The organism is Bradyrhizobium ottawaense (assembly GCF_900099825.1).
In the GTDB taxonomy this organism is placed as follows: Bacteria; Pseudomonadota; Alphaproteobacteria; order Rhizobiales; family Xanthobacteraceae; genus Bradyrhizobium; species Bradyrhizobium ottawaense_A.
On record NZ_LT629693.1, the window covers coordinates 4824508 to 4847088 of the forward strand.

Genomic DNA, 22581 nt, shown 5'->3' on the forward strand with positions numbered 1-22581 from the left:
AACCGGCAGCCCGTTGCTCCGGAAGATTTGGGACCGAGCATGATCCGGAAAAGTGGAAAAGATCACGCTCAAACCGGAGCTAAAGCGTTGAGAGGATACCGACTATGAATCCCGCCGACGTGGCCCAATCAGCACTGCCGCTGGCGTCCAGCGACGTGTCGCTGATCGCGCTGTTCCTGCAGGCCCACTGGGTCGTGAAAACGGTCATGCTGGGGCTATTGTCCTGCTCGGTCTGGGTCTGGGCGATCGCGATCGACAAGATCATCCTCTACTCCCGCACCAAGCGCGCCATGGACCGCTTCGAACAGGCGTTCTGGTCCGGGCAATCGATCGAGGAACTGTATCGGGCGCTGTCGGCCAAGCCGACGCAATCGATGGCGGCGTGTTTCGTCGCGGCCATGCGCGAATGGAAGCGCTCGTTCGAAAGCCAGACGCGGTCCTTTGCCGGCCTGCAGATGCGGATCGAGAAGGTGATGAACGTTTCCATCGCCCGCGAGGTCGAGCGGCTGGAACGGCGGCTTCTGGTGCTGGCAACCGTCGGTTCGGCCGGGCCGTTCGTCGGCCTGTTCGGAACCGTCTGGGGCATCATGTCGAGCTTCCAGTCGATTGCAGCCTCGAAAAACACCTCGCTGGCGGTGGTCGCCCCCGGTATCGCCGAGGCGCTGTTTGCCACCGCGATCGGCCTTATCGCCGCCATTCCGGCGACTATTTTCTACAATAAGTTCATTTCCGAGGTGAACCGGCAGGCCCAGCGCCTGGAAGGTTTCGCCGACGAGTTTTCGGCCATTTTGTCGCGCCAGATCGACGAGCGGGCGTGAGGACGGCACATGACGAGCGCATGGTGAGATCAAGATCATGGCGATGAACATGGCAGGTTCGTCGGGTGGCGGCGGACGCGGCCGGCGTCGGGCCGCTGTCATGGCGGAGATCAACGTCACGCCGATGGTCGACGTCATGCTGGTGCTGCTGATCATCTTCATGGTGGCGGCGCCGCTGATGACCTCGACCATCGACATCGACCTGCCGGTCGCCAGCGGCGGCAAGTCGCTCGCCTCGAATGCGCCGCCACTGACGCTGTCGGTCAAGCGCACCAATGGTGCCTGCAATTCGAACGTCGAACTCTACCTCGGGGACACCCTGATCTCGTCCGCCGACCTGCTGCCCAAGATCAAGGCGATCCGGGAGACCCGGTCGGATGCCGACAGCGTGGTCTTTCTGCGTGGTGATAAAGACGTCTGCTACACGGATATGATGAAATTATTGGGATATATTCGGACCGCGGGGTTCAAGGCGAACATCGTCATCGTGCCAGAGCAGGGCTCGTGAGCCATGACGGGGCGGGCCAAATGGCAAGCAATGGCTGACGGCGGAGCGGGAAGGGCCGGGTGAAGGTCAAGTGAAGGTCAAGGTCGACAAGACACTGGTTGCGTCGGTGGTCCTGCACGTCCTCGTGCTGGGCTGGACGATGGTGTCGTTTTCGACCCGGGCGCTCGAAATGACACCGGAAGACTCGGTCCCGGTGGACGTCGTCTCGCCCGATCAGCTCGCGCACATCATGGCCGGCATGAAGACCGGCAAGAAAGAAAACCCGAAGCCGCTGGTCGACAAGGTCGCCGAAGCCAAGCCGGTCGACGACGCCGTCGGCAAGGTGAGCGAGAAGGCGCCCGTCGTCACCGATACCTCGCCGCCGCCGCAGCCGAAGGTCGAGGAAAAGCCGGTCGAGAAAAAACCCGATCCGCCGAAGGTGGTCGAGAAGCCGAAGGAAGAACCGAAGCCGATCGAGAAGAAGCCCGATCCCGTCAAGCCCGATCCGATCGCTGAGGCGATCAAGAAGGAAGAGAAGAAGCCGCCGCCAAAACCGGTCCAGCAGGCCGCCAAGCCGCCGGAGCCGGCAAAGCCGAAGACTGAGCGCGCCTTCGATCAGTCGAAGATCGCGGCGCTGCTCGACAAGCGCGATCCGACGCGCCAGGCCGCGACCGGCGACACACTGAATTCCAATGCCGCCCTTGGCCTGTCGAAGGGCGCGGCCGCGGACAATTCCGCGACCTGGGGTGCGATGTTCAAGCAGCAGGTCGAGCGCTGCTGGAAGAAACCCTATGGCGGCATCGAGCAGCAGAAGTCCGAGGCTGTGTTCGCCATCCGCCTGAAGCGCGACGGTTCGCTGGAAGGCATGCCGGTTCCGGAAGGCACGCCGGCGACCCCCTACCTTCGCGTCTATCAGGAGAGCGCGTTGCGCGCGATCATCGAATGCCAGCCCTACCGACTGCCCGCGGCGTTTTTCGAGGAATGGAAATATTTCGCGCCGGTTTTCACCGAACAGAAGACCTGACATTCGGTCCCCGGCGACCACAGATGAGCAAAGCTTGAAGCCATGACCGACAAATATGGATTGCCCAACATGCCGTTCCGCCTGAGCCGCCGGCAGATCATTTCCGGAATGGCCGCCCTTGGCGCCGTCGCCGGCGCTCGCAATGCGTTGGCGCAAGGGCCGAAGCGCATCATCGTTCCCGAAGGCGAATTCACGCCGCTGCCGATCGCGATCCCGAACTTCGTGGCGGGCACGCCCGGAGACGCCGAGGTCGGCGTCGGCGTGTCGCAGGTCATCACCAACAATCTCAAGCGCTCAGGCTTGTTCGCGCCGATCGATCAGGCTGCCTTCATCGAGCGCATCAGCAATATCGACGCCGCGCCGCAGTTCCAGAGCTGGAAGACCATCAACGCGCAGGCGCTGGTGACCGGTCGCATGACCCGGCAGGGTGACGGCCGCCTCAAGGCGGAATTCCGCCTCTGGGACGTCAACACCGGCCAGCAGCTCACCGGCCAGCAATATTTCACCTCGCCGGAATACTGGCGGCGGATCGCGCACATCATCTCCGACCAGATCTACGAACGGCTGACCGGCGAGAAGGGCTATTTCGACAGCCGCGTGGTGTTCGTCGACGAGACCGGTCCCAAGGAACGGCGGGTCAAGCGGCTGGCAATGATGGACCAGGACGGCGCCAATGTCCGCTATCTGACCAAGGGCTCCGATCTGGTGCTGACGCCGCGGTTCTCGCCGTCGACCCAGGAAATCACCTATATGGAATTCGGCCAGGGCGACCCGCGGGTCTACCTGTTCAACATCGAGACCGGGCAGCGCGAGATCGTCGGCAATTTCCCCGGCATGTCGTTCTCGCCGCGGTTCTCGCCGGACGGCCAGCGCGTGATCATGAGCCTGCAGCAGGGCGGCAACTCGAACCTGTTCGTGATGGACCTGCGGTCGAAGACCACCACCCGACTGACCGATACGCCGGCGATCGACACCTCGCCGTCCTACGCGCCGGACGGCAGCAAGATCTGCTTCGAATCCGACCGCGGCGGAAAGCCGCAGATCTATGTGATGCCGGCAGGCGGCGGCGGCGCGCAGCGAATATCGTTCGGCGAGGGCAGCTATTCGACGCCGGTATGGTCGCCGCGCGGCGATTATATTGCGTTCACCAAGCAGGGCGGCGGGCAGTTCGCGATCGGCATCATGAAGACCGACGGCTCGGGCGAGCGCATCCTGACCTCGGGCTATCACAATGAAGGCCCGACATTCGCGCCGAACGGCCGGGTCCTGATGTTCTTCCGGGAGGCCGGCGGCGCCGGCGGACCTTCGCTGTTCACCATCGACATCTCCGGACGCAACGAATTGCGGGTTCCAACACCGGGCTACGCGTCCGACCCGGCGTGGTCCCCGCTGTTGTCCTGAAGACGCACACGGCCAAAGTGTGTATCGGCGTTGATCGGCAAACATTGCCTATCATGCTGATTTTCCGTGCAGATTTCCGCAACCGGAATGCCATGAAAAGATATCGGTAACGATATTCCCTCAGAAAGACTTCATCTCGGAAGGGTACAACGACGCTGTCTGACAGGATCGCGTACGCCCCCAATGCAGCTTGCAAGCCAAACCGCAGAGCAGGACCAAAATGTCTCGCCGTCGACTTACGCGGCGCTGATCGATTCGCTGTTTCAGAACGCGGCGCCGCTGTTCGCGGGCGCTGTGATGGTCGCCTTCGCGGCGGCAATGACGGCGCTCAAGACCGGCCTCATGCTGCTCTGGCCCTGCGTCGCATTCCTGATGCTGATCGGCGCGATCCGCGCGGTCGACATGCACCTGTATCGGAAGCGCAAGTCGGCCTCTGACTTGACCGCCGACGAAGCGGCACGCTGGGAAAAGCGATATCAGATCTGGGCGATCATCTACGCGGGGGCGCTCGGAGCCTGGTGTTCGATCGCGTTGCTGGGCAGCAATGACGCCGTCGCTCACATGATATGCCTGTCGGTCACGACAGGGTATGTCGCGGCCGGTGCCGGCAGGACCTTTGGAAGACCGCAGATATTCCAGGTGCAGATTGCAGCCGCGACCGGCCCGACCTCGATCGCGCTGGCGATGCATGGCACGCCTTATTACATCGGAATGGCCTGCGTCAGCGGCGTGTTCTTCCTGGCGCTGCGGCAAATCACGACCAGCCTGCAGGAAATCTTCGTTCGGGCGCTGGTGGCGCGCGAGCGCGAGTCCGCGTTGGCGAACCAGTTCGATACCGCCTTGAACAACATGCCGCACGGGCTGTGCATGTTCCGCGCCGACGATCGGCTCGCGGTCATGAACCACCGCTTCAGCGAAATGATGAATCTACCCGACGACCTGGTGAAGCGAGGCGTCACCGCGTCCGACATCATGGCGGCAGGTATCGCCGCGGGTTCTATCTCCGTTGCCAGCAGCAGAATGATCCTCGCGGAGATCGAGGACACGCAGGCGCGAGACATGATCACGACCGATCCCGACCCCGACCGGGGCCGCTCGCTGTCGTGGACATTCCAGCCGATGGCGGATGGCGGCGCCGTCGTGCTGCTCGAAGATATTACCGAGCGGCGCAATGCTGAGGCCCGCATCAGTCATCTGGCCCGCTACGACGAACTCACCGCGCTGCCGAACCGGGTCAATTTCCGCGACGAGATCGGGCGGCTGCTGGCGATACAGCAGGGCGCCGAGCAATTGTCGGCGCTGCTGTTCGTCGATCTCGACCAGTTCAAGCAGGTCAACGACACGCTTGGTCACCCCTGCGGCGACCAGTTGCTGTGCGCGGTCGCCGAACGTCTGCGCGAGATGCTGCGGCCCGAGGATTTCGTGGCGCGGTTCGGCGGCGACGAGTTCGTCGTATTCCAGCAGAACATTCATTCGGCCGACGACGCCGCGGGCCTCGCCCGGCGCATCGTCGATCGCCTGAGCGAGCGCTACAAGATCGACAATCATCTGGTCGAGATCGGCGCCAGCGTCGGTATCGCCATGAGCACACGCGGCGTCAGCGCCGATACGCTGCTGAAGAACGCCGATATGGCGCTGTACCGCGCCAAGGCCGACGGCCGCGGCACCTTCTGCTTCTTCCGGGATGAGATGGCGCAGGTCGTTGAAGCCCGCCGTACTCTCGAACTGGACCTGCGCAAGGCGCTGGCGAACGAGGAGTTCGAGCTCTACTACCAGCCGCTGGTCAATCTCAAGTCGGGCAGGATCTCGACCTGCGAAGCGCTGCTGCGCTGGAATCATCCGGTTCGCGGCACGGTTTCCCCGATCGATATCATTCCGGTCGCAGAGGACATGGGCCTGATCGTCGACCTCGGCCGCTGGATCCTGCGCAAGGCCTGCATGGAATGCATGAAGTGGCCGGAAGCCGTCAGCGTCGCCGTCAATTTCTCGCCGCAGCAGTTCCATCAGCGCGACGTGCTGAGCGAAGTCCGTTACGCGCTCGAGGTTTCGGGCCTGCCGGCGAACCGGCTCGAAATCGAGATCACCGAATCCTCGCTGCTGCGCAATACGCAAATGACACATGATGTGCTGTCGCAATTGCGTTCGCTCGGCGTGCGGATATCGCTGGACGATTTCGGCACCGGATATTCCAGCCTTAGCTATTTGCACAACTTCCCGTTGCAGAAAGTGAAGATCGACCGCTCGTTCCTGGAAGGTATCGATAGCCAACGCCCGTTGACCTTGCTGCGCGGCGTCGCGCGGCTGTCCGCCGACCTCGGCATGTCGGTGGTTGTCGAGGGCATCGAAACCAACGAGCAACTCGAGCTGATCAGCGCCGACGGCACGGTCAGCGAGGTGCAGGGCTACCTGTTCAGCCGGCCGGTGCCGGCGGCGCGGGTCCGCCAGCTCCTGAACGTGTCGCACGGCCGGCGGTTGCCCGACGACCCCTTGCAGCTGGTTCCATCCCGCTCTATCGCTTGACGGTTGCGACGCGGTAGCGCAACCTAAGGTATGAAGTATGCTGCGGCGGCAGTTAACCCTAATGTGGCGATGGCTTTGCAATCTCGTTAACAAGCTGTTAATCTTTAAGCCGCTCGCAGAAGTTGCTTGTAAGTGTTAGGAGTACTGCATGAGGTCCCCGGCCGAAGCGTCTACGACGGCCATGGGGCGGAGTTCGGACTGGCTAAATCAAGCCGACTACCGTCTCGCAACAACGCCTGAGGAAAAGGACGAGATTTACAGGCTGCGCTACCGAGCATACTTGCGCGAGGGTGCCGTCCGTCCCTCTACCGAGCAGCGCGTGGTGGACAGTTACGAAGACGCCCCCAACGCGTGGACATTCGGTGTTTACTTCAATGGCGAACTCTACAGCTCGATCCGCATCAGCGTGCTGACGTCCGAATGGCGGATGTCGCCTTCGGTCGAACTGTTCGGTGATGTCCTGCATCCCGAACTCGACAAGGGCAGGATCTTCATCGATTCAACCCGTTTCGTTGCGGATCCTGACAAAGCCCGTAATTTTCCTGAGCTGCCCTATGTGACCGTGAGGCTCGGTTCCATGGCCGGCGTCTACTTCAACGCCGATTATGGACTGGCTATCGTTCGTCCGGAGCATCAGGCATTCTACCGTCGGGTGTTCCTGCAGGAAACCTGGTGCGAGCCGCGATTGTATCCGGGCTTGGTGAAGCCGGTCGGATTGATGGCCGCCCATCTTCCGACGGTGCGGGAGCCGGTCCTTGCGCGCTACCCGTTCCTGCGTTCGACCGCGTTCGAGCGCCGGATGCTGTTCGAGCGCCCAGGCCAGCCGCAGTCGTCGCCGGATCCCGCGGCCTCCTACGAGCGCGCTTCCATCGTTCCAAGTTCCTGAACCGGCAAGGACCTCGCGGATCGGAAATGGTCCCGGCTGGCTGATCGGCCGGCAGATACCGCGCAAATGAACGTCTATTCGACGCCTATTCCACCGCTCGGTGCAAATCCGGCCTGCCGAACGCCTGAAATCAGGTGATTCAGGTCCTGAGCGCGCTTGCCTTCACCATCGCGCCACATTTACAAACCATTAACCATCACGGTCGCTTTTCGCCGTTCGTTGGCATTTGAGCGGGTCTGGCAACATCCCATCAAGGTTGACGGAACGTTCGTTTAACCATCGCCCTGTAGACCGGATGACAGTGGAATAACGTGAGCGTGGAGGCTCCGGAATGAAATATCAAATGCGTAACCTCCAGGGTTGGAAGTTGGTTGCGGTGCTTGCCGTGGCGCTGTCGATGGGTGCCTGCGCCAAAAACAACGTCGGCCCCGATGGCGCGATGGCCAGTGCTGCGACCCCGGGCAGCCAGCAGGATTTCGTGGTCAATGTCGGCGACCGCGTGTTCTTCGAGAGCGACCAGACCGAGCTGAGCCCGCAGGCGATCGCCACGCTTGAGAAGCAGGCACAGTGGCTGCAGACCTACAACCGCTATTCCTTCACCATCGAAGGACATGCGGACGAGCGCGGCACCCGCGAGTACAACATCGCGCTTGGCGCGCGTCGCGCCCAGTCGGTGCGGACCTATCTCGCCTCGCGCGGCATCGATGCCAACCGCATGCGCACGATCTCCTACGGCAAGGAGCGTCCGGTCGCGGTCTGCAACGACATCTCCTGCTGGTCGCAGAACCGCCGCGCCGTCACCGTGCTGAACGCCAGCTCGTAAGTTCGGCCTCTCTTCGGCCCTTCGCAGAATTTCGAAACCGGCGCCTTCGGGCGCCGGTTTTATTTTATGGCGTTTGCGAGCGAAGTCGGCAATCGGGGACGAACTTCGCACCCTCGACGTCGACGAACAGCCGCACCCCGTTCACGGACACATGCATCGGCTCGCCTCCTTCAGCTAGATGAACGGAGCCGCCGACGATCACGCTTGCTTGTTTTGAAGCCGCCACTAAACCATAGCGTAATCATCGTACGGATTCGGAAACGCCAGTCACAATTCCGGCGTACTCCCTCCCTCAATTTGGACCGCTTTCGCGGGTCAACGCGATTTTCTTCGTCAGGGCAAAATGTCACCCAGGTTTCTCAATGCTGCCGGCGCTGCGGCGATCGTCGCGATGCTGGCTCTGTCTTCTCAGGCCGCGTTCGCACAGGTACTGGCCCAGGCCGACGACGCCGATCCGGAAATGCGGATCCAGCGGCTGGAAAACCAGCTCCGGCAACTGACCGGCCAGAACGAGGAGCTGCAATACCGCAACCGGCAGCTCGAAGACCGGCTGCGTCAACTCGGTGCGGCACCGGCCGCGCCCGGCGGACCGCCGCAGGCTGTCCAGCCTCAGGTCGCCCAACCCCAAGCCGCTCAGCCCGGCATGGCCGCGCTGCCGCCGCCTCAGCCGAACCCCGCCTATCGGCAGCCTCAGGCACAGCCCGGTTATCCCGCGGCGCAGCCGGGTTACGACCAGCCGCAGATCGCGGCACCCGCCCCGATCATGCAGGAGCCGGCAGCCCCGCAGGCGCCCGGCCGCCGCCGTGGCGATGCCTTCGACCCCAACCAGAACCCGAACGCCCCTGGGGCACCGCGCGCGCTCGGCGGCGGTCAGTTGCCGGTCGCCGGCGAAGCGCCGATCGGCGCGCCCGGTGGGCGTGGCGCCGGCGAGCCGCTCGATCTCGGCGCCACCAGCCCGCGCGACCCCGTTGGCGCGCCGCGCGGCCCCGCCAGCGCGGCGCTGACCACGCTGCCGCCGTCGGCCACGCCCAAGGACGAGTTCGATCTCGGTATCGGCTACATGCAGCGCAAGGACTACGCGCTGGCCGAAGAGACCATGAAGAATTTTGCGCAGAAACATCCGAGCGATCCGCTGATCGCGGATTCGCAATACTGGCTCGGCGAGAGCTACTTCCAGCGCCAGCAGTATCGCGACGCGGCGGAAGCCTTTCTCGGCGTGACCACCAAATTCGACAAGTCAGCCAAGGCGCCGGATTCCCTGCTGCGGCTCGGCCAGTCGCTGGCGGCGCTGAAGGAAAAGGAAGCCGCCTGCGCCGCACTCGGCGAAGTGACGCGGAAATATCCGCGGGCCTCGGCCGGCGTCAAAGCCGCGGTCGACCGTGAGCAAAAGCGGGTTAAGTGCTAACGTTGTAGCTGGTCGAGGCCAATACCGGCCTCGCATAAGCCAGCGCCACAATGCCCGACGACGACCAATCCCCAATCTCGGCCCAGCAGGCCAAGCGCCTGTTCGCGGACTGGAAGGCCGCGCCCGCGATCGTGCTCGCGGTTTCCGGCGGCCCGGATTCGATCGCGCTGATGTGGCTCGCGGCGCGCTGGCGCCGCGCCATGACACGCGGCCCCCGGCTGATCGCCGTCACCGTCGATCATGGCTTGCGCAGCGAGGCCGCGCGCGAGGCGCGCGACGTCAAGCGGCTGGCGAAGGACCTCGATCTGCCCCACCGCACGCTGCGCTGGACCGGCGTCAAGCCGAAGACCGGATTGCCGGCGGCGGCCCGCGCCGCGCGGTACCGGCTGCTCGCCAAGGCCGCCCGCACCGGCGGCGCCACGCATATCCTGACCGCGCATACCCGCGACGATCAGGCCGAGACGCTGTTGATGCGGATGCTGCGCGGCAGCGGCATTGCCGGTCTCGCCGCCATGGCGCGGGAGAGCGAGCGCGACGGCGTGCAGCTGGCGCGGCCGTTGCTCGATATCCCGAAATCGCAGCTCATCGCGACACTGAACCGGGCGAAAATCGCCTATGCCGACGATCCGTCCAACCGCGACGCCAGCTACACGCGCCCCCGGTTGCGGGCGCTGATGCCGGCGCTTGCCGAGGAAGGCGGCGACAGCCGCAACCTGGCGCGGTTGGCCTCACGGCTGGCGCGGGCGAATGCCGCGCTCGAAGTACTGGCCGACGGCGCCGAGCGTTATCTCGCCCTGAGGGATCGCAACGATGCCTCGCGCTTCGGGTTCGATGCCACTGCGTTTGCCGGCCTGGCCGAGGAAATCCGGCTGCGGCTGTTGAAGCGGGCGATCGATCGCGTCGGCCACGAGGGACCGGTGGAACTCGGCAAGCTGGAGGCCCTGCTGGGGGCGCTGGATCGGGCCATTGCAGACGGCCAGCCCAGGCTGAAACAGACCCTTGCCGGGGCGGTGATCGGGCTCGTCCAGGGCCGAATTCACGTCGATCCGGCACCGCCGCGCCGCAGCAGGACGGGGTGAGAAGGTGCCTCATATCGCGATATGTGCCCGAACGGGGCTGACAGCCTTAACCAGCCCCAAAAAACTGCTGAAACAACGCCATTATTTGACCGGGAATCGCGCTAGGATGCGTTAAATAGTCCTGTGTCGTTCCCTTGGCATCGAGCCGGGCGGCACCTAGATTGTATCCAGTTATCCGGGGACTCCCTCGTGGCTACCCAAGGGATACTGCCAAGGACATAAGGCCGCGATCCGCGCGACCACGAAGGAAGTTCAATGAACGCCAATCTGCGCAATTTCGCCCTCTGGGTCATCATTGTCTTGCTGCTGTTGGCACTGTTTACGCTTTTCCAGAATCCGGGTCAGCGCGCGTCCTCGCAGGACATCTCGTTCTCGCAGCTGTTGAGCGAAGTCGACCAGAACCATGTTCGCGACGTCGTGATCCAGGGGCCGGAAATCCACGGCACCTTCACCAACGGCTCGTCGTTCCAGACCTATGCGCCGAACGATCCAACGCTGGTCTCGCGGCTCTATAACGGCAAGGTCTCGATCACCGCGAAGCCGCCCGGCGACAACGTGCCGTGGTTCGTGTCGCTGCTGGTTTCCTGGTTGCCCTTTATCGCTCTGATCGGCGTGTGGATATTCCTGTCCCGGCAGATGCAGGGCGGCGCCGGCAAGGCGATGGGTTTCGGCAAGTCGCGCGCCAAGATGCTGACGGAAGCGCATGGCCGCGTCACCTTCGAGGACGTCGCCGGCGTCGACGAGGCCAAGCAGGACCTGCAGGAGATCGTCGAGTTTCTGCGCGATCCCGGAAAATTCCAGCGCCTCGGCGGACGGATTCCGCGCGGCGTGCTGCTGGTCGGTCCTCCCGGCACCGGCAAAACCCTGATCGCACGTGCGGTCGCGGGCGAAGCCAACGTGCCGTTCTTCACGATTTCCGGTTCCGACTTCGTCGAAATGTTCGTCGGCGTCGGCGCCAGCCGTGTCCGTGACATGTTCGAGCAGGCCAAGAAGAACGCGCCCTGCATCATCTTCATCGACGAAATCGATGCGGTCGGCCGTCATCGCGGCGCCGGTCTCGGCGGCGGCAATGACGAGCGCGAGCAGACCCTCAACCAGTTGCTGGTCGAGATGGACGGTTTTGAAGCCAACGAAGGCGTGATCCTGATCGCGGCAACCAACCGGCCCGACGTGCTCGATCCGGCGCTGCTGCGCCCCGGCCGTTTCGACCGCCAGGTGGTGGTGCCTAACCCGGACGTCGTCGGTCGCGAGCAGATCCTGAAGGTTCACGTCCGCAAGGTGCCGCTGGCGCCGGATATCAACCTCAAGACCATCGCGCGCGGCACGCCCGGTTTCTCCGGCGCCGACCTGATGAACCTCGTCAACGAGGCGGCACTGACCGCTGCCCGGCGCAACAAGCGCATGGTGACGCAGGCCGAGTTCGAAGAGGCCAAGGACAAGGTGATGATGGGCGCCGAGCGCAAGTCGCTCGTCATGACCGAGGAAGAGAAAATGCTGACGGCCTACCACGAGGGCGGCCACGCCATCGTCGGCCTCAACGTCGTCGCCACCGATCCGATCCACAAGGCTACGATCATTCCGCGCGGACGTGCGCTCGGCATGGTGATGCAGCTCCCCGAGCGCGACAAGCTGTCGATGTCGCTCGAGCAGATGACATCGCGGCTCGCCATCATGATGGGCGGACGCGTTGCGGAAGAGCTGGTGTTCGGCAAGGAGAAGGTGACGTCAGGCGCATCGTCCGACATCGAGCAGGCGACGCGGCTTGCGCGCATGATGGTGACGCGCTGGGGTCTCTCCGAGGCTCTCGGCACCGTGTCCTATGGCGAAAACCAGGACGAGGTGTTCCTGGGCATGTCGGTTTCCCGTACCCAGAACGCTTCCGAAGCCACGGTTCAGAAGATCGACACCGAGATCCGGCGCTTTGTCGAGGAAGGCTACAACGAAGCCACGCGAATCCTGACCGAGAAGCGCGCGGACCTTGAAGCGCTTGCCAAGGGTCTGCTTGAGTTCGAAACGCTGAGCGGCGACGAGATTCAGGACCTGCTCGACGGCAAGAAGCCCAATCGCGAGTCTGTGCTGGAGCCGAGCACGCCGCGTGCTTCCGCCGTGCCGCCGGCCGGCAAGTCGCGCCCGCGTCCCGATCCGGACGCTGGCCTGGAGCCGCAACCGCAGGCGTAAGCCGGCATGATGGTGAAGTAAGCAAACGCGGCGGAAACGCCGCGTTTTTTTATGCCTGACGGTTGGCCGGATGGTGGCGCCCGCTGCGGCGCCATGTCATGTTTTCCTCGTCCGGAACCGCGCCGTCAGAGCGCGGCGGCAACAACAGGGGAGGCAGGTCGATGCGTTGGGTCACGGGGTTCGGCGCGCTCGGCGCCGTCGCTTGTCTGATGCTGCCTGACGCCGCAATGTCGGCCGAGATGCGCGGTGTCACCGCCACCGAAATCAGGATCGGCCAGACCATGCCCTATAGCGGGCCGGTGTCGGCGTTCGGCGCGCTCGGCAAGGGTGAGGTCGGCTACTTCAAGATGGTCAACGAGCGCGGCGGCATCAACGGCCGCAAGGTCAATCTGATTTCGCTCGACGACAGCTACGCGCCGCCGAAGACGGTGGAGCAGACGCGGCGGCTGGTGGAGAGCGACGAGGTCGCGCTGATCTTCTCCTCGATCGGTACCGCCCACAACACCGCGATTGCGAAATACCTGCAATCCAAGAACATCCCGCAATTGTTCGTCGGTTCCGGCGCCTCGAAATTCGCCGACATCACGCAGTACCCGCAGGCGACGCTGGGCGTGCAGGGGCCGTTCCGCTACGAGGCGCGGCTTTATGCGCGCTATGCGCTGGCGAAAAATCCGGACGCCAAATTCGCCGTCATTTCGCAGAACGACGATTTCGGCCGCGATTATCTCGCAGGCCTGAAGGACGTGCTCGGCGAGAAATACGACTCGGTCGTCACCGGCGTGACCTACGAAATCTCGGATCCCACGATCGACTCCCAGATCGTGAAGCTGAAGGCTTCCGGCGCCGACGTGTTCGTGATCGCAGCAACGCCGAAATTCGCCGCGCAGTCGATCCGCAAGGCGTTCGAGATCGGCTGGCGGCCGATGACGTTTCTCTCCAACGTCGCGGTGTGGATTTCCACGGTGATGGAGCCCGCGGGCGTCGAGGCCGGCACCGGCATTCTCTCCACCGCCTATGTCAAGGACCCCGACGATCCTGCCTGGAAGGACGATGCCGGCGTCAAGGGCTGGCGGGAATTCATGACCAAATACATTCCCGACGCCGACCAGCACGACACCAACTACGTCAACGCCTACAACGGCGCGATGACGCTGGAGGCGGTGCTGAAGGCCTGCGGCGATGATCTGTCGACCGAAAATATCCTGAAGCAGGCCTATGCGATCAAGGATCTGGAATTGCCGATGCTGCTGCCGGGCATCAAGGTCAATACCTCACCGACCGACCACGTGCCGGTCGACCAGATGCAGTTCATGCGCTTCAACGGCAAGACCTGGGATCGCTTCGGCGAGCTGCAGACCGGGAATTGATGGGGCGTGATCGGTATCAAAATCCGTCGTCCCCGCGAAGGCGGGGACCCATACCGCGTGATCTCTCGATAAGGCAGTGCGGCAGGCAACTTTCGTAAGCAACTGACTTTCGTGGTTATGGGTCCCTGCGCCCGTGCGCAATTGCGCACTAGGCAGGGACGACATGCGCCAAAAATCTCGCGCCTCCGTCCCTAAACCTTAAGATTTCCTCAATTCAGTCAGGCCTATTGCTGAAGGGGTGCGCGCGCTTGAGCAGGCTGCGCGCAAGCCTCGGGGATCTCGCATGGCCGATTCCGTTTCCACTTCCGTGACCGCGCCGGATCAAAGCGCTGTTCCCATGGCGCTGGTGAACGCGTGCTTCGTACTGTTCGTCATCAATGCTTCATTCTTTCCGACCGCGTATTTTTCGCATTGGTGGATCTACGACGTGAACGGTCTGGGAATCCCGACCGACTTCGTCAACGTCTGGGCCGCCGGACGGCTGGTGCTCGATGGCCATCCGGCGCAGGCCTATGACTGGGTGATCCAGAAGCAGGTCGAGGTTGAACTGCTGGGGCAGGACTTTGTCGGCTATTTCGCCTGGCACTATCCGCCGCCATTTCTGTTCGTCGCATCGCTGCTGGCGCAGTTTCCTTACCCGGTCGCGTTCATCGGCTGGATAGCCGTCAGCATCCTGCCCTATCTCGCCGTCATGCGCGCCATCGTCGGCCGCAACTTCGGCTTCCTGCTGGCGCTCGCCGTCCCCGTCGCGTTCAGCAATATCTTTGTCGGTCAGAACGGCTTTCTCACCGCGGCGCTGATCGGCGCCACGCTGTATCTGTTGCCGGTGCGGCCGATCCTGTCAGGCATTTGCCTGGGATTTCTCAGCTACAAGCCGCAATACGGGCTGCTGTTTCCGGTGGCGCTGATCGCTGCCGCGCAATGGCGTGCGTTCTTTGCTGCCGGCGTAACCGTCGTTGCGCTGGCGTTTGTCTCCTGGCTCGCATTCGGTACCGAGAGCTGGCAGGCCTTCTTCCACTGGATGCCGATGTTCTCGCAGGCGTTCCTGACCGAGGGCAAGGCGCCGTGGTGGAAGCTGCAGAGCATCTTCGCGCTGGTGCGCTATTTCGGCGGCACCGAACAACTGGCGTGGGGATTCCAGTGGGTCCTCACGGTGTCCGTCGCCGTCGTGCTGGCGCTGCTGTGGCGCAGCCGCGTGCCCTACACGTTGAAGGCGGCAGCGCTTGCCGTCGGCACGCTGCTGACCACGCCCTATCTCTTCATGTACGACGTGATGGTGCTCGCGATTCCCGTGGCCTTCCTGGTCCGCATCGGTCTCAGGAACGGCTTCCGCGCTTACGAACTTCCGGCACTGGGCTGCGCGGCGCTCATGATCATAGGCTTCATCTGCTCCGGCGTGCCGCTCGGGTTCGGCGCCACGCTGATCGTGGCCGCTCTGGTGCTGCGCCGCGCCGGTCCCTGGTGGCGGCGCGAGCCCGCGCCCGCGCTGGTTGCGGCAAGCGCTTAAGGCTCCGTCAAGCCCGTTCGCCGGCTGCCACTTTCATGGTCATTTCGATGTCGCGAAACCGTCTTGTCAGGCCGTCTGAATAGTTGTTCACTTCTTCAAAGCGGTTGGCGCTCAATCGCTCAAAACGTTGAAGACGCGCGCGTTCCGAGGCTCCAGAAAGCCTCCGCAAGGCGCGCTGGGGACGGGAAACGCGCCATGGTGTATCGGCGAACCCATCAGGTCGTGAAGCGGCTGGCCGCCCGGCGCGGCGCCATCTTGGCGGCAGCGCGGGATGCTGCGGCCGACGGTGGCATGGCCGCGGTGCAGATCGCACCGGTGGCGGTCCGGGCCAATGTCGCGGCCGGCACCGTCTACCGTTATTTCCCGTCCAAGGCCGACCTGATTTCCGAACTGATCGCCGAAGTTTCGCGCGACGAACTGGCCGCAATCCGGCGTGCGGCGGACGCAGCGCCCGGTCCGTCCTCCGCGCTCGCGGCAGCCGTCACCACCGTTGCCGTCCACGTGCTGTCGCAGCGCAAGCTCGCCTGGGGCATTCTGGCCGAACCTGTCGATGTCGACGTCTCGGCATCGCGGCTTGCCAGCCGCCGCGAAATCTCCGGCGAAATCGCCGCGCGCATCGATGCCGCGGTGCGCGCCGGACATCTGCCGGCGCAGGACACCGCGCTCGCCGCCACTGCGCTGCTCGGCGCGTTGCACGAAGCTTTGGTCGGCCCGCTGGCGCCTGATAACAAGGACGATTCCGGCAAGCTGCGCGACGCCGTGCAGACCGTGACGTTGCTGGCGCTGCGCGCCGTCGGTGTCATGGACGCCCGCGCCCGCGGCCTTGTGGTGCAGGCGGTGCTGCCGGCGAAGACGCTGGTCGGCGCCTGAAAAATTCCTCCCCGGCCGACACCGCTTTGACGCAACCATCCGCCAGATTGCGGCTTGGTCAATAACGCCAACCAATGGTGCAAGGAGCGACACATGACGGTGACACACGGATCGGCCAAATGGCAGGGCGGCATCAAGGACGGCAAGGGCGCGATCTCGACCAAGAGCGGCGCGCTCACCGATTACCCCTACGGCTTCGCCAGCCGGTTCGAGGGCAAGCCCGGCTCCAATCCGGAGGAATTGATCGGCGCGGCGCACGCTGCCTGTTTCACCATGGCGCTGTCGCTGATCCTCGGCGAAGCCAAGCTCACCGCCGAGCAGATGGCGACCAAGGCCGACGTCACGCTGGAGAAAGTCGGCGACGGCTTTGCCATTACCGCGGTTCATCTGACGCTGACCGCCAAGATCCCCGGCGCTGACAACGCGAAATTCCAGGAGTTGGCGGGCATGGCGAAGGCCGGCTGCCCGGTGTCGAAACTCCTGAATACGAAGATCACGCTCGACGCGACGTTGCAGTAGTTTGCTCGTCATTCCCCGGTGCGCAATTGCGCGCCTGAGGGCGCGCGGAAGCGCGACCCCGAAATCTCGTGCGACGATCTCCAGATTCCGGGGCCGATGCTTCGCATCGTCCTCGGGTGCGCGATTGCGCACCGGGGAATGACGGTCTGAAAGACGCCGTCACTTCTTCGCGTCGCCGTCCTTCCCGACATAGGCGATGCGGACCATGTTGGTGGTGCCGGCGATGCCGAGCGGCACGCCGGCGACGATGATCACGCGCTGGCCGGCCTTGGCGAAACCGTCGCGGAATGCGATCGAGCCGGCGCGGTCGACCATGTCGTCCTGGTCATGCGCGTCTTCCGCCACCACGCAATGCACGCCCCACACGACCGACAATTTGCGGCCGGTGGCGAGGTTCGGCGTGATCGCGACCACCGGCGGTTTCGGCCGTTCGCGCGCGACGCGGATGGCGGTCGAGCCCGACGAGGTCCAGCAGATGATCGCGGATAATTCCAGCGTCTCGGCGATCTGCCGCGCGGCATCCGCGATGGCGTCGCCAACCGTATTCTCCGGTTCGGGCTGCTGTGCCGACAGCACCGAGCGATAGGTCGGGTCGCGCTCCACTTCCTCGCCGATGCGGTTCATGGTCGAGACCGCCTCGACCGGGAATTTTCCGGCGGCGGATTCCGCCGACAGCATGATGGCGTCGGCGCCTTCATAGACCGCGGTGGCGACGTCGGAGACTTCGGCGCGGGTCGGCACTGGCGCCTGGATCATCGATTCCAGCATTTGGGTCGCGATCACCACCGGCTTGCCGGCGCGGCGCGCCATCCGCGTCATCTGTTTCTGCAGGCTCGGCACCCGCTCCAGCGGCAGTTCGACGCCGAGATCGCCGCGCGCCACCATCAGCGCGTCGGAGACTTCGAGTATCTCGGCAAGCCGGTCGATCGCCTGCGGTTTCTCGATCTTGGCCATCACGGCGGCGCGGCCGCGGATGATGCGCTTGGCTTCGTTGACGTCCTCGGCACGCTGCACAAAGGACAGCGCGATCCAGTCCACGCCGGTTACAAGCGCGGCCTCAAGGTCGGCGCGGTCCTTCGGCGTCATCGCCGACACCGGCAGGTCGGTGTCGGGCAGGCTGACGCCCTTGCGGTCCGACATCCTGCCGCCGATCACCACCCGCGTCACCGCGCGGTCGTGCGAGGTTTCCTCGGCGATCAGGCGCACCTTGCCGTCGTCGAGCAGCAGCGCATGGCCCGGCCGTAGCGCCGCCAGGATTTCAGGATGCGGTAGCTGTACGCGGCTGTTGTCGCCGGGCGTCTTGTCGGAATCGAGTACGAAGCTCTGGCCGTTGTTGAGCTGGGTCGAGCCTTCGGCGAAGGCGCCGAGCCGCAGTTTCGGCCCCTGCAGATCGACGAGGATGCCGATCGGCCGGCCGTAACTGCTCTCGACATTGCGGATGGTCTTGACCAGCTCGCGCATCTTGTCGTGCGGCGTATGGCTCATATTGATGCGGAATACGTCCGCGCCGGCCTCGAACAGCTTGCGGATCATCGCGCTGTCTGACGATACCGGGCCGAGCGTCGCGAGGATCTTGATCCGACGAAGCCGCCTCATTGCTTGGGTGCCGCTGGCGGCAGTCCCGGTCCGCCCGGTGGCGTCCCGCCCGGCGCCAGCCCCGGCACCCCGCCCGGGCCGCCCGGACCCACCGTCCCCGGAATTCCCGGCACGCGTTGTGCCGGCTGCTCGTTGGCTTCGGTCAATTGCACGGTCCATGCTCGCTGTTCGCCGGTATCGACCTCGAAGAACCCGGTGCGGTCGAAGCCGCGCGCCAGGCAGTTCTCGGTCCCCTTGATGGTGAATTCCTTGTCGCGCGAGCACATGAAGGCCTGCCCCGACCATTCGCCGCCGCGGTCATAATCCAGCGCGTAGATATAATAGAAGCGCGCCACAAGCGTTCCACGTAGCAGCGTCTCGCAACTGCGCGAGGAAACGTTCCACCAGCCCTCGGTGGTCCAGCCCTCGGCGTCCTTGTAGCCCAGCGCGATGCCGACCCGGCTCGAGGTGTTGTTGCAGAGACGGAAATCTGCCGCGGCCGAGCTGTTCCACAGGCACATCACCGCAAATGCCAGGACCGGCAGGAGGCCGACGGTCAGGCGAGCGGAGAGGGGGGTGGAACGGAGAGAATCTGTTGCAGTCATGCACCGAGGCTATATCAAATGATTGACGATTTGGCGCGGTCCGCCGGTAAAGCTCGAATTGGCCCAACCTTGAAACTAATCTGGGCCGAAGTGGCCCCCGGAAGGCCCCTGTCTTGCATGCCGATGTGGCAAAATCTGTGACAATTCCCACCTGATATCAATATGCTGAGCTGTCTGTTTGGGCATGATCTTTCGCAAAAGCAGATCTCCGCTTTTCCGGATCATGCTCGCCAATGCGGGACCCATGGCCATGACGATTGACGACAAAACCAGAACGGAACTCGAAGCCGCCGCTTTTCGGCGCCTGGTCGAGCATCTGCGCTCCCGCACCGACGTCCAGAACATCGATCTGATGAATCTGGCCGGCTTCTGCCGCAACTGCCTGTCGAACTGGATGAAGGAAGAGGCCGACGCCATGGGCGTGGCTGTCAGCAAGGACGAGAGCCGCGAGGCGATCTACGGCATGCCGTATGAGACCTGGAAATCGAAATTTCAGGGCACCGCCACGCCGGAACAGGTCGAGGCGATGAAAAAGTCCGACAGCGGGCATTGATTACGCTCCGTCCTCATCCTGAGGAGCGCGCCGCTTGGCGCGCGTCTCGAAGGATGGCTGGCTCGTGGTTCGAGACGGCGCCGGAGGGGCGCCGCCTCACCATGAGGCTTACCTTCCTGTGGGCGCGCTGTGGATGAGCGCGATGTTGCCTTGACGCAGGCAGCCCCAGTCTTGAGGGTCAATCCGACAAAAGCGCCGCGCGGGAAAGCGTGCGGCGCTTGATCTTTCAGTCTCAACTTCAGTTCCATTCAGGAGTACCCGATGGCCACTTCCGCCGCCGCCGTCCAGGACGAGCCCGCGACCAAATTCGCCAAAGACCAACTCAAGGCCATCATCGAGCGCATCGAGCGTCTGGAAGAAGAAAAGAAGACGATCTCCGACGATATCCGCGACGTCTATGCCGAGGCCAAGGGCAACGGCTTCGACGTCAAGGCGCTGCGCACCATCGTCCGGATGCGCAAGCAGGACGCCAACGAGCGTGCCGAGGAAGAGACGATCCTGGAAACCTACATGCAAGCCCTGGGGATGCTGTAAGGCCGGCAGGCATTTTTCGGCGCGCGCAAGCTTGGGCAGGAGAGTGGAGCCAGCGCGGCTGGCGCTGAATGGCGCGTTCGGCGTATACCGAACGCGATCCAATCCCCGGCCTCGGCGAACACTCCACCGGTTCGCATGACGAGAGCTCACTGAGCGCGCAAACTGTAACGACGTGATCGAGGCGCTTTTTTTCGATTTCATGGAATCGAAAGAACGCCCAAGAAGCCGTTTAAGCACGCCTGAACCGTGAAGCGGTGTGATCGTTTATGAGTGCAGCGGTCTGATGTTCTGGTTCAAGCGGAAGAAGTTCGTCGGGTCGTATTTGCCCTTCAAGGCGACAAGGCGATCATAGTTGTCGCCATAGGTGGCCTTGAGCCTGCTGTCGTCTCCATCGTCCATCATAAAGTTCACATAACCGCCGTCAGCCGAGTAAGGATGCACGGCCTCCCAGTAGCCCTTGGTCCAGCGCGTGATTTCGCCCGCCTTTTGCGGATTGGGATCGATGCCGGCGATGACCATCGACCAAGTCGCGTCGCGCGTGTTCCAGGCGGTGTCGTTCTTGCCGACGCGGCGGACAGCGCCGTCGATCGGATAAAGATGCATCAGCGAGAGCGTGCTCGGCAGTTTCTGTGCCTGGGCGATATGCGCGTCAATTGCTGCGTCGGTCAGTTCCTTCACGAAATCGCCGCGCCAGTACCATTGCAGGCCCTTCGGGAAGAACGGGTCGAACATGGACTGGAGGGCCGGATAGGGCATTTCTCCCATCCAGTTGAAGAGCGGCGGGGGCAGCTCACCGAGCAACTTGGCCATGACCGCCTGGCCATCTTCCATTGGTCCATTGTAGCAGGCGATGATGGCGCAGGCGCGCTTGCCCTGATGCTCGGCCGGGAATGGGTCCACAGGTGGAACAGTCTTCAAACCGACAAAAGCGCCGAGTTCCTCCGGAGCGCCAGGCAGGAAATCCCGGTATTTCTGCATGACTGTCCGGGCATTTTCGAGATCCCAGAACACTGGACCGGCATAGACCATGTTCACCGGATGAGCCTGGAACAGGAAGCTCGTGACGATGCCGAAATTGCCGCCGCCGCCGCGCAGGCCCCAGTAGAGGTCGGCATTCTCTGATTTGTTGGCGGTGACAATGCGGCCGTCGGCGAGCACGACATCCGCCTCGAGAAGATTGTCGCTGGTGAGGCCATGCTCGCGGGTGAGGTATCCGGTGCCGCCGCCAAGCGTGAGGCCAGCAATACCGGTCGTCGAGACAATGCCGGCCGGCACGGCGAGGCCGTAGATATGCGTGGCGTGGTCGACATCGCCTTGCGTGCAGCCGGGACCGACGCGGACAGTGTGGGCGGTGGGATTGACCCGCACGCCTTTCATCATCGACAGGTCGATCATTAGCCCCTCGTCGACACTGCCGAGGCCCGGCCCGTTGTGACCACCCCCGCGGATCGCGACCTGGAGATCGCTTTGTCTTGCAAAATTGACCGCAGTGACAACGTCAGCGACGTCGGTGCACCGCGCAATCATCACGGGACTCTTGTCGATCATCCCGTTGTAGAGGCTCCGTACAGTGTCATAATCGGCATCGGTTCGCCTGATGACCGGGCCGCGCATGTTGCCGATGAAAGCTTCGGTGGCCATGGCTTGCATGACATCCTCCTGTTCCACACGGTGATCGGCTGGTTGAGCCTGAGGTTACTCCCGTCTTCGGGCGTTGGCAAAATCGGGCCTTCACCGTGGGATGCCACGTTTGAGACATCGCGGTGTCCGTCATTTGGTCGCTCTCAAGGGAAGAGCCGACGTAGTGCCGACATCGCATTTCTGTAGCGAATGACCCCTGACCGGACATTCGCGAAGGACCGCAATTGCCCCATTTCGTTCTCCGATCGAAGGATGCGGCGCGCCTGTTAGTTTGTTAATGTAACGTCGGAGTGTCCCTTGCGCTCGCTACCGATAGCGAACGAACTCGAAGGAGGGAGCCGATGCCTCACTTTGGAAGCTGCTTTTGCGGCGCAGTCAAACTGGAGGTCACGGGGTCACCGGAGGCCATGGGCTATTGTCATTGCAGTTCTTGTCGTTCGTGGTCCGGCGGACCTGTAAATGCCTTCAGCCTCTGGAAGCCGGAGGCGGTACGGATCACATCGGGAGCCGAGCATGTCGCGATGTTCCAGAAGACTGAGCTCAGCCAGCGCAAGTATTGCGCGAAATGCGGCGGGCACCTGATGACCAATCATCCGCCCTTGGGATTGGTCGACGTTTTCGCGGCGACACTACCGACGTTGAAATTTACGCCCGGTGTACACGTAAATTACGCCCAGACAGTTTTGCCGATGCGAGACGGCGTTCCCAAGCTGAGGGATTTTCCGAAGGAGTTTGGCGGTTCGGGAGAGGCCGTCCCGGATTAAGAGAACGGCGAACGCATCTACAAGT

Annotated in this window: 20 protein-coding genes; 17 read left to right on the plus strand and 3 right to left on the minus strand. The window is 63.3% G+C overall.

Translation table 11 applies throughout. The annotated features are described in order from the left end of the window. The first annotated feature begins 104 nt into the window (after positions 1–104). The 14 genes from tolQ (at position 105) to BLR13_RS22575 (ending at position 16884) form a co-directional block, all read left to right on the plus strand. Complete coding sequence (gene tolQ / locus BLR13_RS22510) at positions 105–818, plus strand: protein TolQ (protein ID WP_074819449.1); 714 nt, start codon at positions 105–107, stop codon at positions 816–818. A 37-nt stretch (positions 819–855) separates the two neighbouring features. After that, a complete protein-coding gene (locus BLR13_RS22515; RefSeq protein WP_074819448.1) occupies positions 856–1326 on the plus strand; it encodes a biopolymer transporter ExbD in 471 nt (156 codons plus the stop codon). Positions 1327–1396: 70 nt separating this feature from the next. Beyond that, positions 1397–2329 carry a cell envelope integrity protein TolA gene (locus BLR13_RS22520; protein WP_074819446.1) on the plus strand — a complete coding sequence of 311 codons (933 nt, stop codon included), beginning with the start codon at positions 1397–1399 and terminating at the stop codon, positions 2327–2329. A gap of 69 nt (positions 2330–2398) precedes the next feature. Continuing rightward, the gene (tolB, locus tag BLR13_RS22525) at positions 2399–3730 is read left to right on the plus strand and encodes a Tol-Pal system beta propeller repeat protein TolB (RefSeq protein ID WP_074831216.1); all 1332 of its coding nucleotides are present in this window, start codon (positions 2399–2401) and stop codon (positions 3728–3730) included. 183 nt (positions 3731–3913) lie between these two features. After that, positions 3914–6250, plus strand: a complete 2337-nt coding sequence (locus BLR13_RS22530) for a putative bifunctional diguanylate cyclase/phosphodiesterase (protein WP_074819444.1) — start codon at positions 3914–3916, stop codon at positions 6248–6250. A 148-nt stretch (positions 6251–6398) separates the two neighbouring features. Further along, positions 6399–7136 carry an N-acyl amino acid synthase FeeM domain-containing protein gene (locus tag BLR13_RS22535; RefSeq protein ID WP_074819442.1) on the plus strand — a complete coding sequence of 246 codons (738 nt, stop codon included), beginning with the start codon at positions 6399–6401 and terminating at the stop codon, positions 7134–7136. A gap of 331 nt (positions 7137–7467) precedes the next feature. Further along, the gene (gene pal / locus BLR13_RS22540; RefSeq protein WP_074819439.1) at positions 7468–7959 is read left to right on the plus strand and encodes a peptidoglycan-associated lipoprotein Pal; all 492 of its coding nucleotides are present in this window, start codon (positions 7468–7470) and stop codon (positions 7957–7959) included. 343 nt (positions 7960–8302) lie between these two features. Then, positions 8303–9364 (plus strand): tol-pal system protein YbgF, encoded by a 1062-nt coding sequence (gene ybgF / locus BLR13_RS22545; protein ID WP_074819438.1) that lies wholly within the window; start codon positions 8303–8305, stop codon positions 9362–9364. A gap of 50 nt (positions 9365–9414) precedes the next feature. Further along, positions 9415–10443: a tRNA lysidine(34) synthetase TilS gene (gene tilS, locus BLR13_RS22550; RefSeq protein WP_074819436.1), complete on the plus strand. Its 1029-nt coding sequence runs from the start codon at positions 9415–9417 to the stop codon at positions 10441–10443. A gap of 255 nt (positions 10444–10698) precedes the next feature. Continuing rightward, positions 10699–12621, plus strand: a complete 1923-nt coding sequence (ftsH, locus tag BLR13_RS22555; protein ID WP_074819434.1) for an ATP-dependent zinc metalloprotease FtsH — start codon at positions 10699–10701, stop codon at positions 12619–12621. A gap of 161 nt (positions 12622–12782) precedes the next feature. Further along, the gene (locus tag BLR13_RS22560) at positions 12783–13988 is read left to right on the plus strand and encodes an ABC transporter substrate-binding protein (protein ID WP_074831215.1); all 1206 of its coding nucleotides are present in this window, start codon (positions 12783–12785) and stop codon (positions 13986–13988) included. A 283-nt stretch (positions 13989–14271) separates the two neighbouring features. Then, positions 14272–15495, plus strand: a complete 1224-nt coding sequence (locus BLR13_RS22565) for a glycosyltransferase family 87 protein (RefSeq protein WP_074819432.1) — start codon at positions 14272–14274, stop codon at positions 15493–15495. Between the two features lie 195 nt (positions 15496–15690). Next, complete coding sequence (locus tag BLR13_RS22570; RefSeq protein WP_074819430.1) at positions 15691–16365, plus strand: TetR/AcrR family transcriptional regulator; 675 nt, start codon at positions 15691–15693, stop codon at positions 16363–16365. 93 nt (positions 16366–16458) lie between these two features. Beyond that, positions 16459–16884, plus strand: a complete 426-nt coding sequence (locus BLR13_RS22575; RefSeq protein ID WP_074819428.1) for an OsmC family protein — start codon at positions 16459–16461, stop codon at positions 16882–16884. Between the two features lie 159 nt (positions 16885–17043). Here BLR13_RS22575 and pyk read toward each other — a convergent pair whose 3' ends face one another. Together pyk and BLR13_RS22585 are read right to left on the minus strand one after the other, a co-directional pair. Further along, positions 17044–18480, minus strand: a complete 1437-nt coding sequence (gene pyk, locus BLR13_RS22580) for a pyruvate kinase (RefSeq protein ID WP_074819427.1) — start codon at positions 18478–18480, stop codon at positions 17044–17046. Beyond that, positions 18477–19064: a DUF1036 domain-containing protein gene (locus BLR13_RS22585; protein ID WP_074819425.1), complete on the minus strand. Its 588-nt coding sequence runs from the start codon at positions 19062–19064 to the stop codon at positions 18477–18479. Before BLR13_RS22585 ends, pyk begins: the two co-directional genes overlap by 4 nt. Positions 19065–19314: 250 nt before the next feature. Here BLR13_RS22585 and BLR13_RS22590 point away from each other — a divergent pair, with 250 nt between their 5' ends. Next, positions 19315–19617, plus strand: coding sequence for a DUF1244 domain-containing protein (locus BLR13_RS22590; protein ID WP_074831213.1), 303 nt, complete (start codon positions 19315–19317; stop codon positions 19615–19617). Positions 19618–19878: 261 nt separating this feature from the next. Next, positions 19879–20151 carry a DUF2312 domain-containing protein gene (locus tag BLR13_RS22595; RefSeq protein WP_074819423.1) on the plus strand — a complete coding sequence of 91 codons (273 nt, stop codon included), beginning with the start codon at positions 19879–19881 and terminating at the stop codon, positions 20149–20151. Positions 20152–20415: 264 nt separating this feature from the next. Here BLR13_RS22595 and BLR13_RS22600 read toward each other — a convergent pair whose 3' ends face one another. Continuing rightward, entirely contained in the window at positions 20416–21801 is a 1386-nt protein-coding gene (locus BLR13_RS22600; protein WP_074831211.1) for an FAD-binding oxidoreductase, read from the minus strand. A gap of 332 nt (positions 21802–22133) precedes the next feature. Here BLR13_RS22600 and BLR13_RS22605 point away from each other — a divergent pair, with 332 nt between their 5' ends. Further along, entirely contained in the window at positions 22134–22556 is a 423-nt protein-coding gene (locus BLR13_RS22605) for a GFA family protein (protein ID WP_074819421.1), read from the plus strand. Positions 22557–22581: the final 25 nt, after the last annotated feature.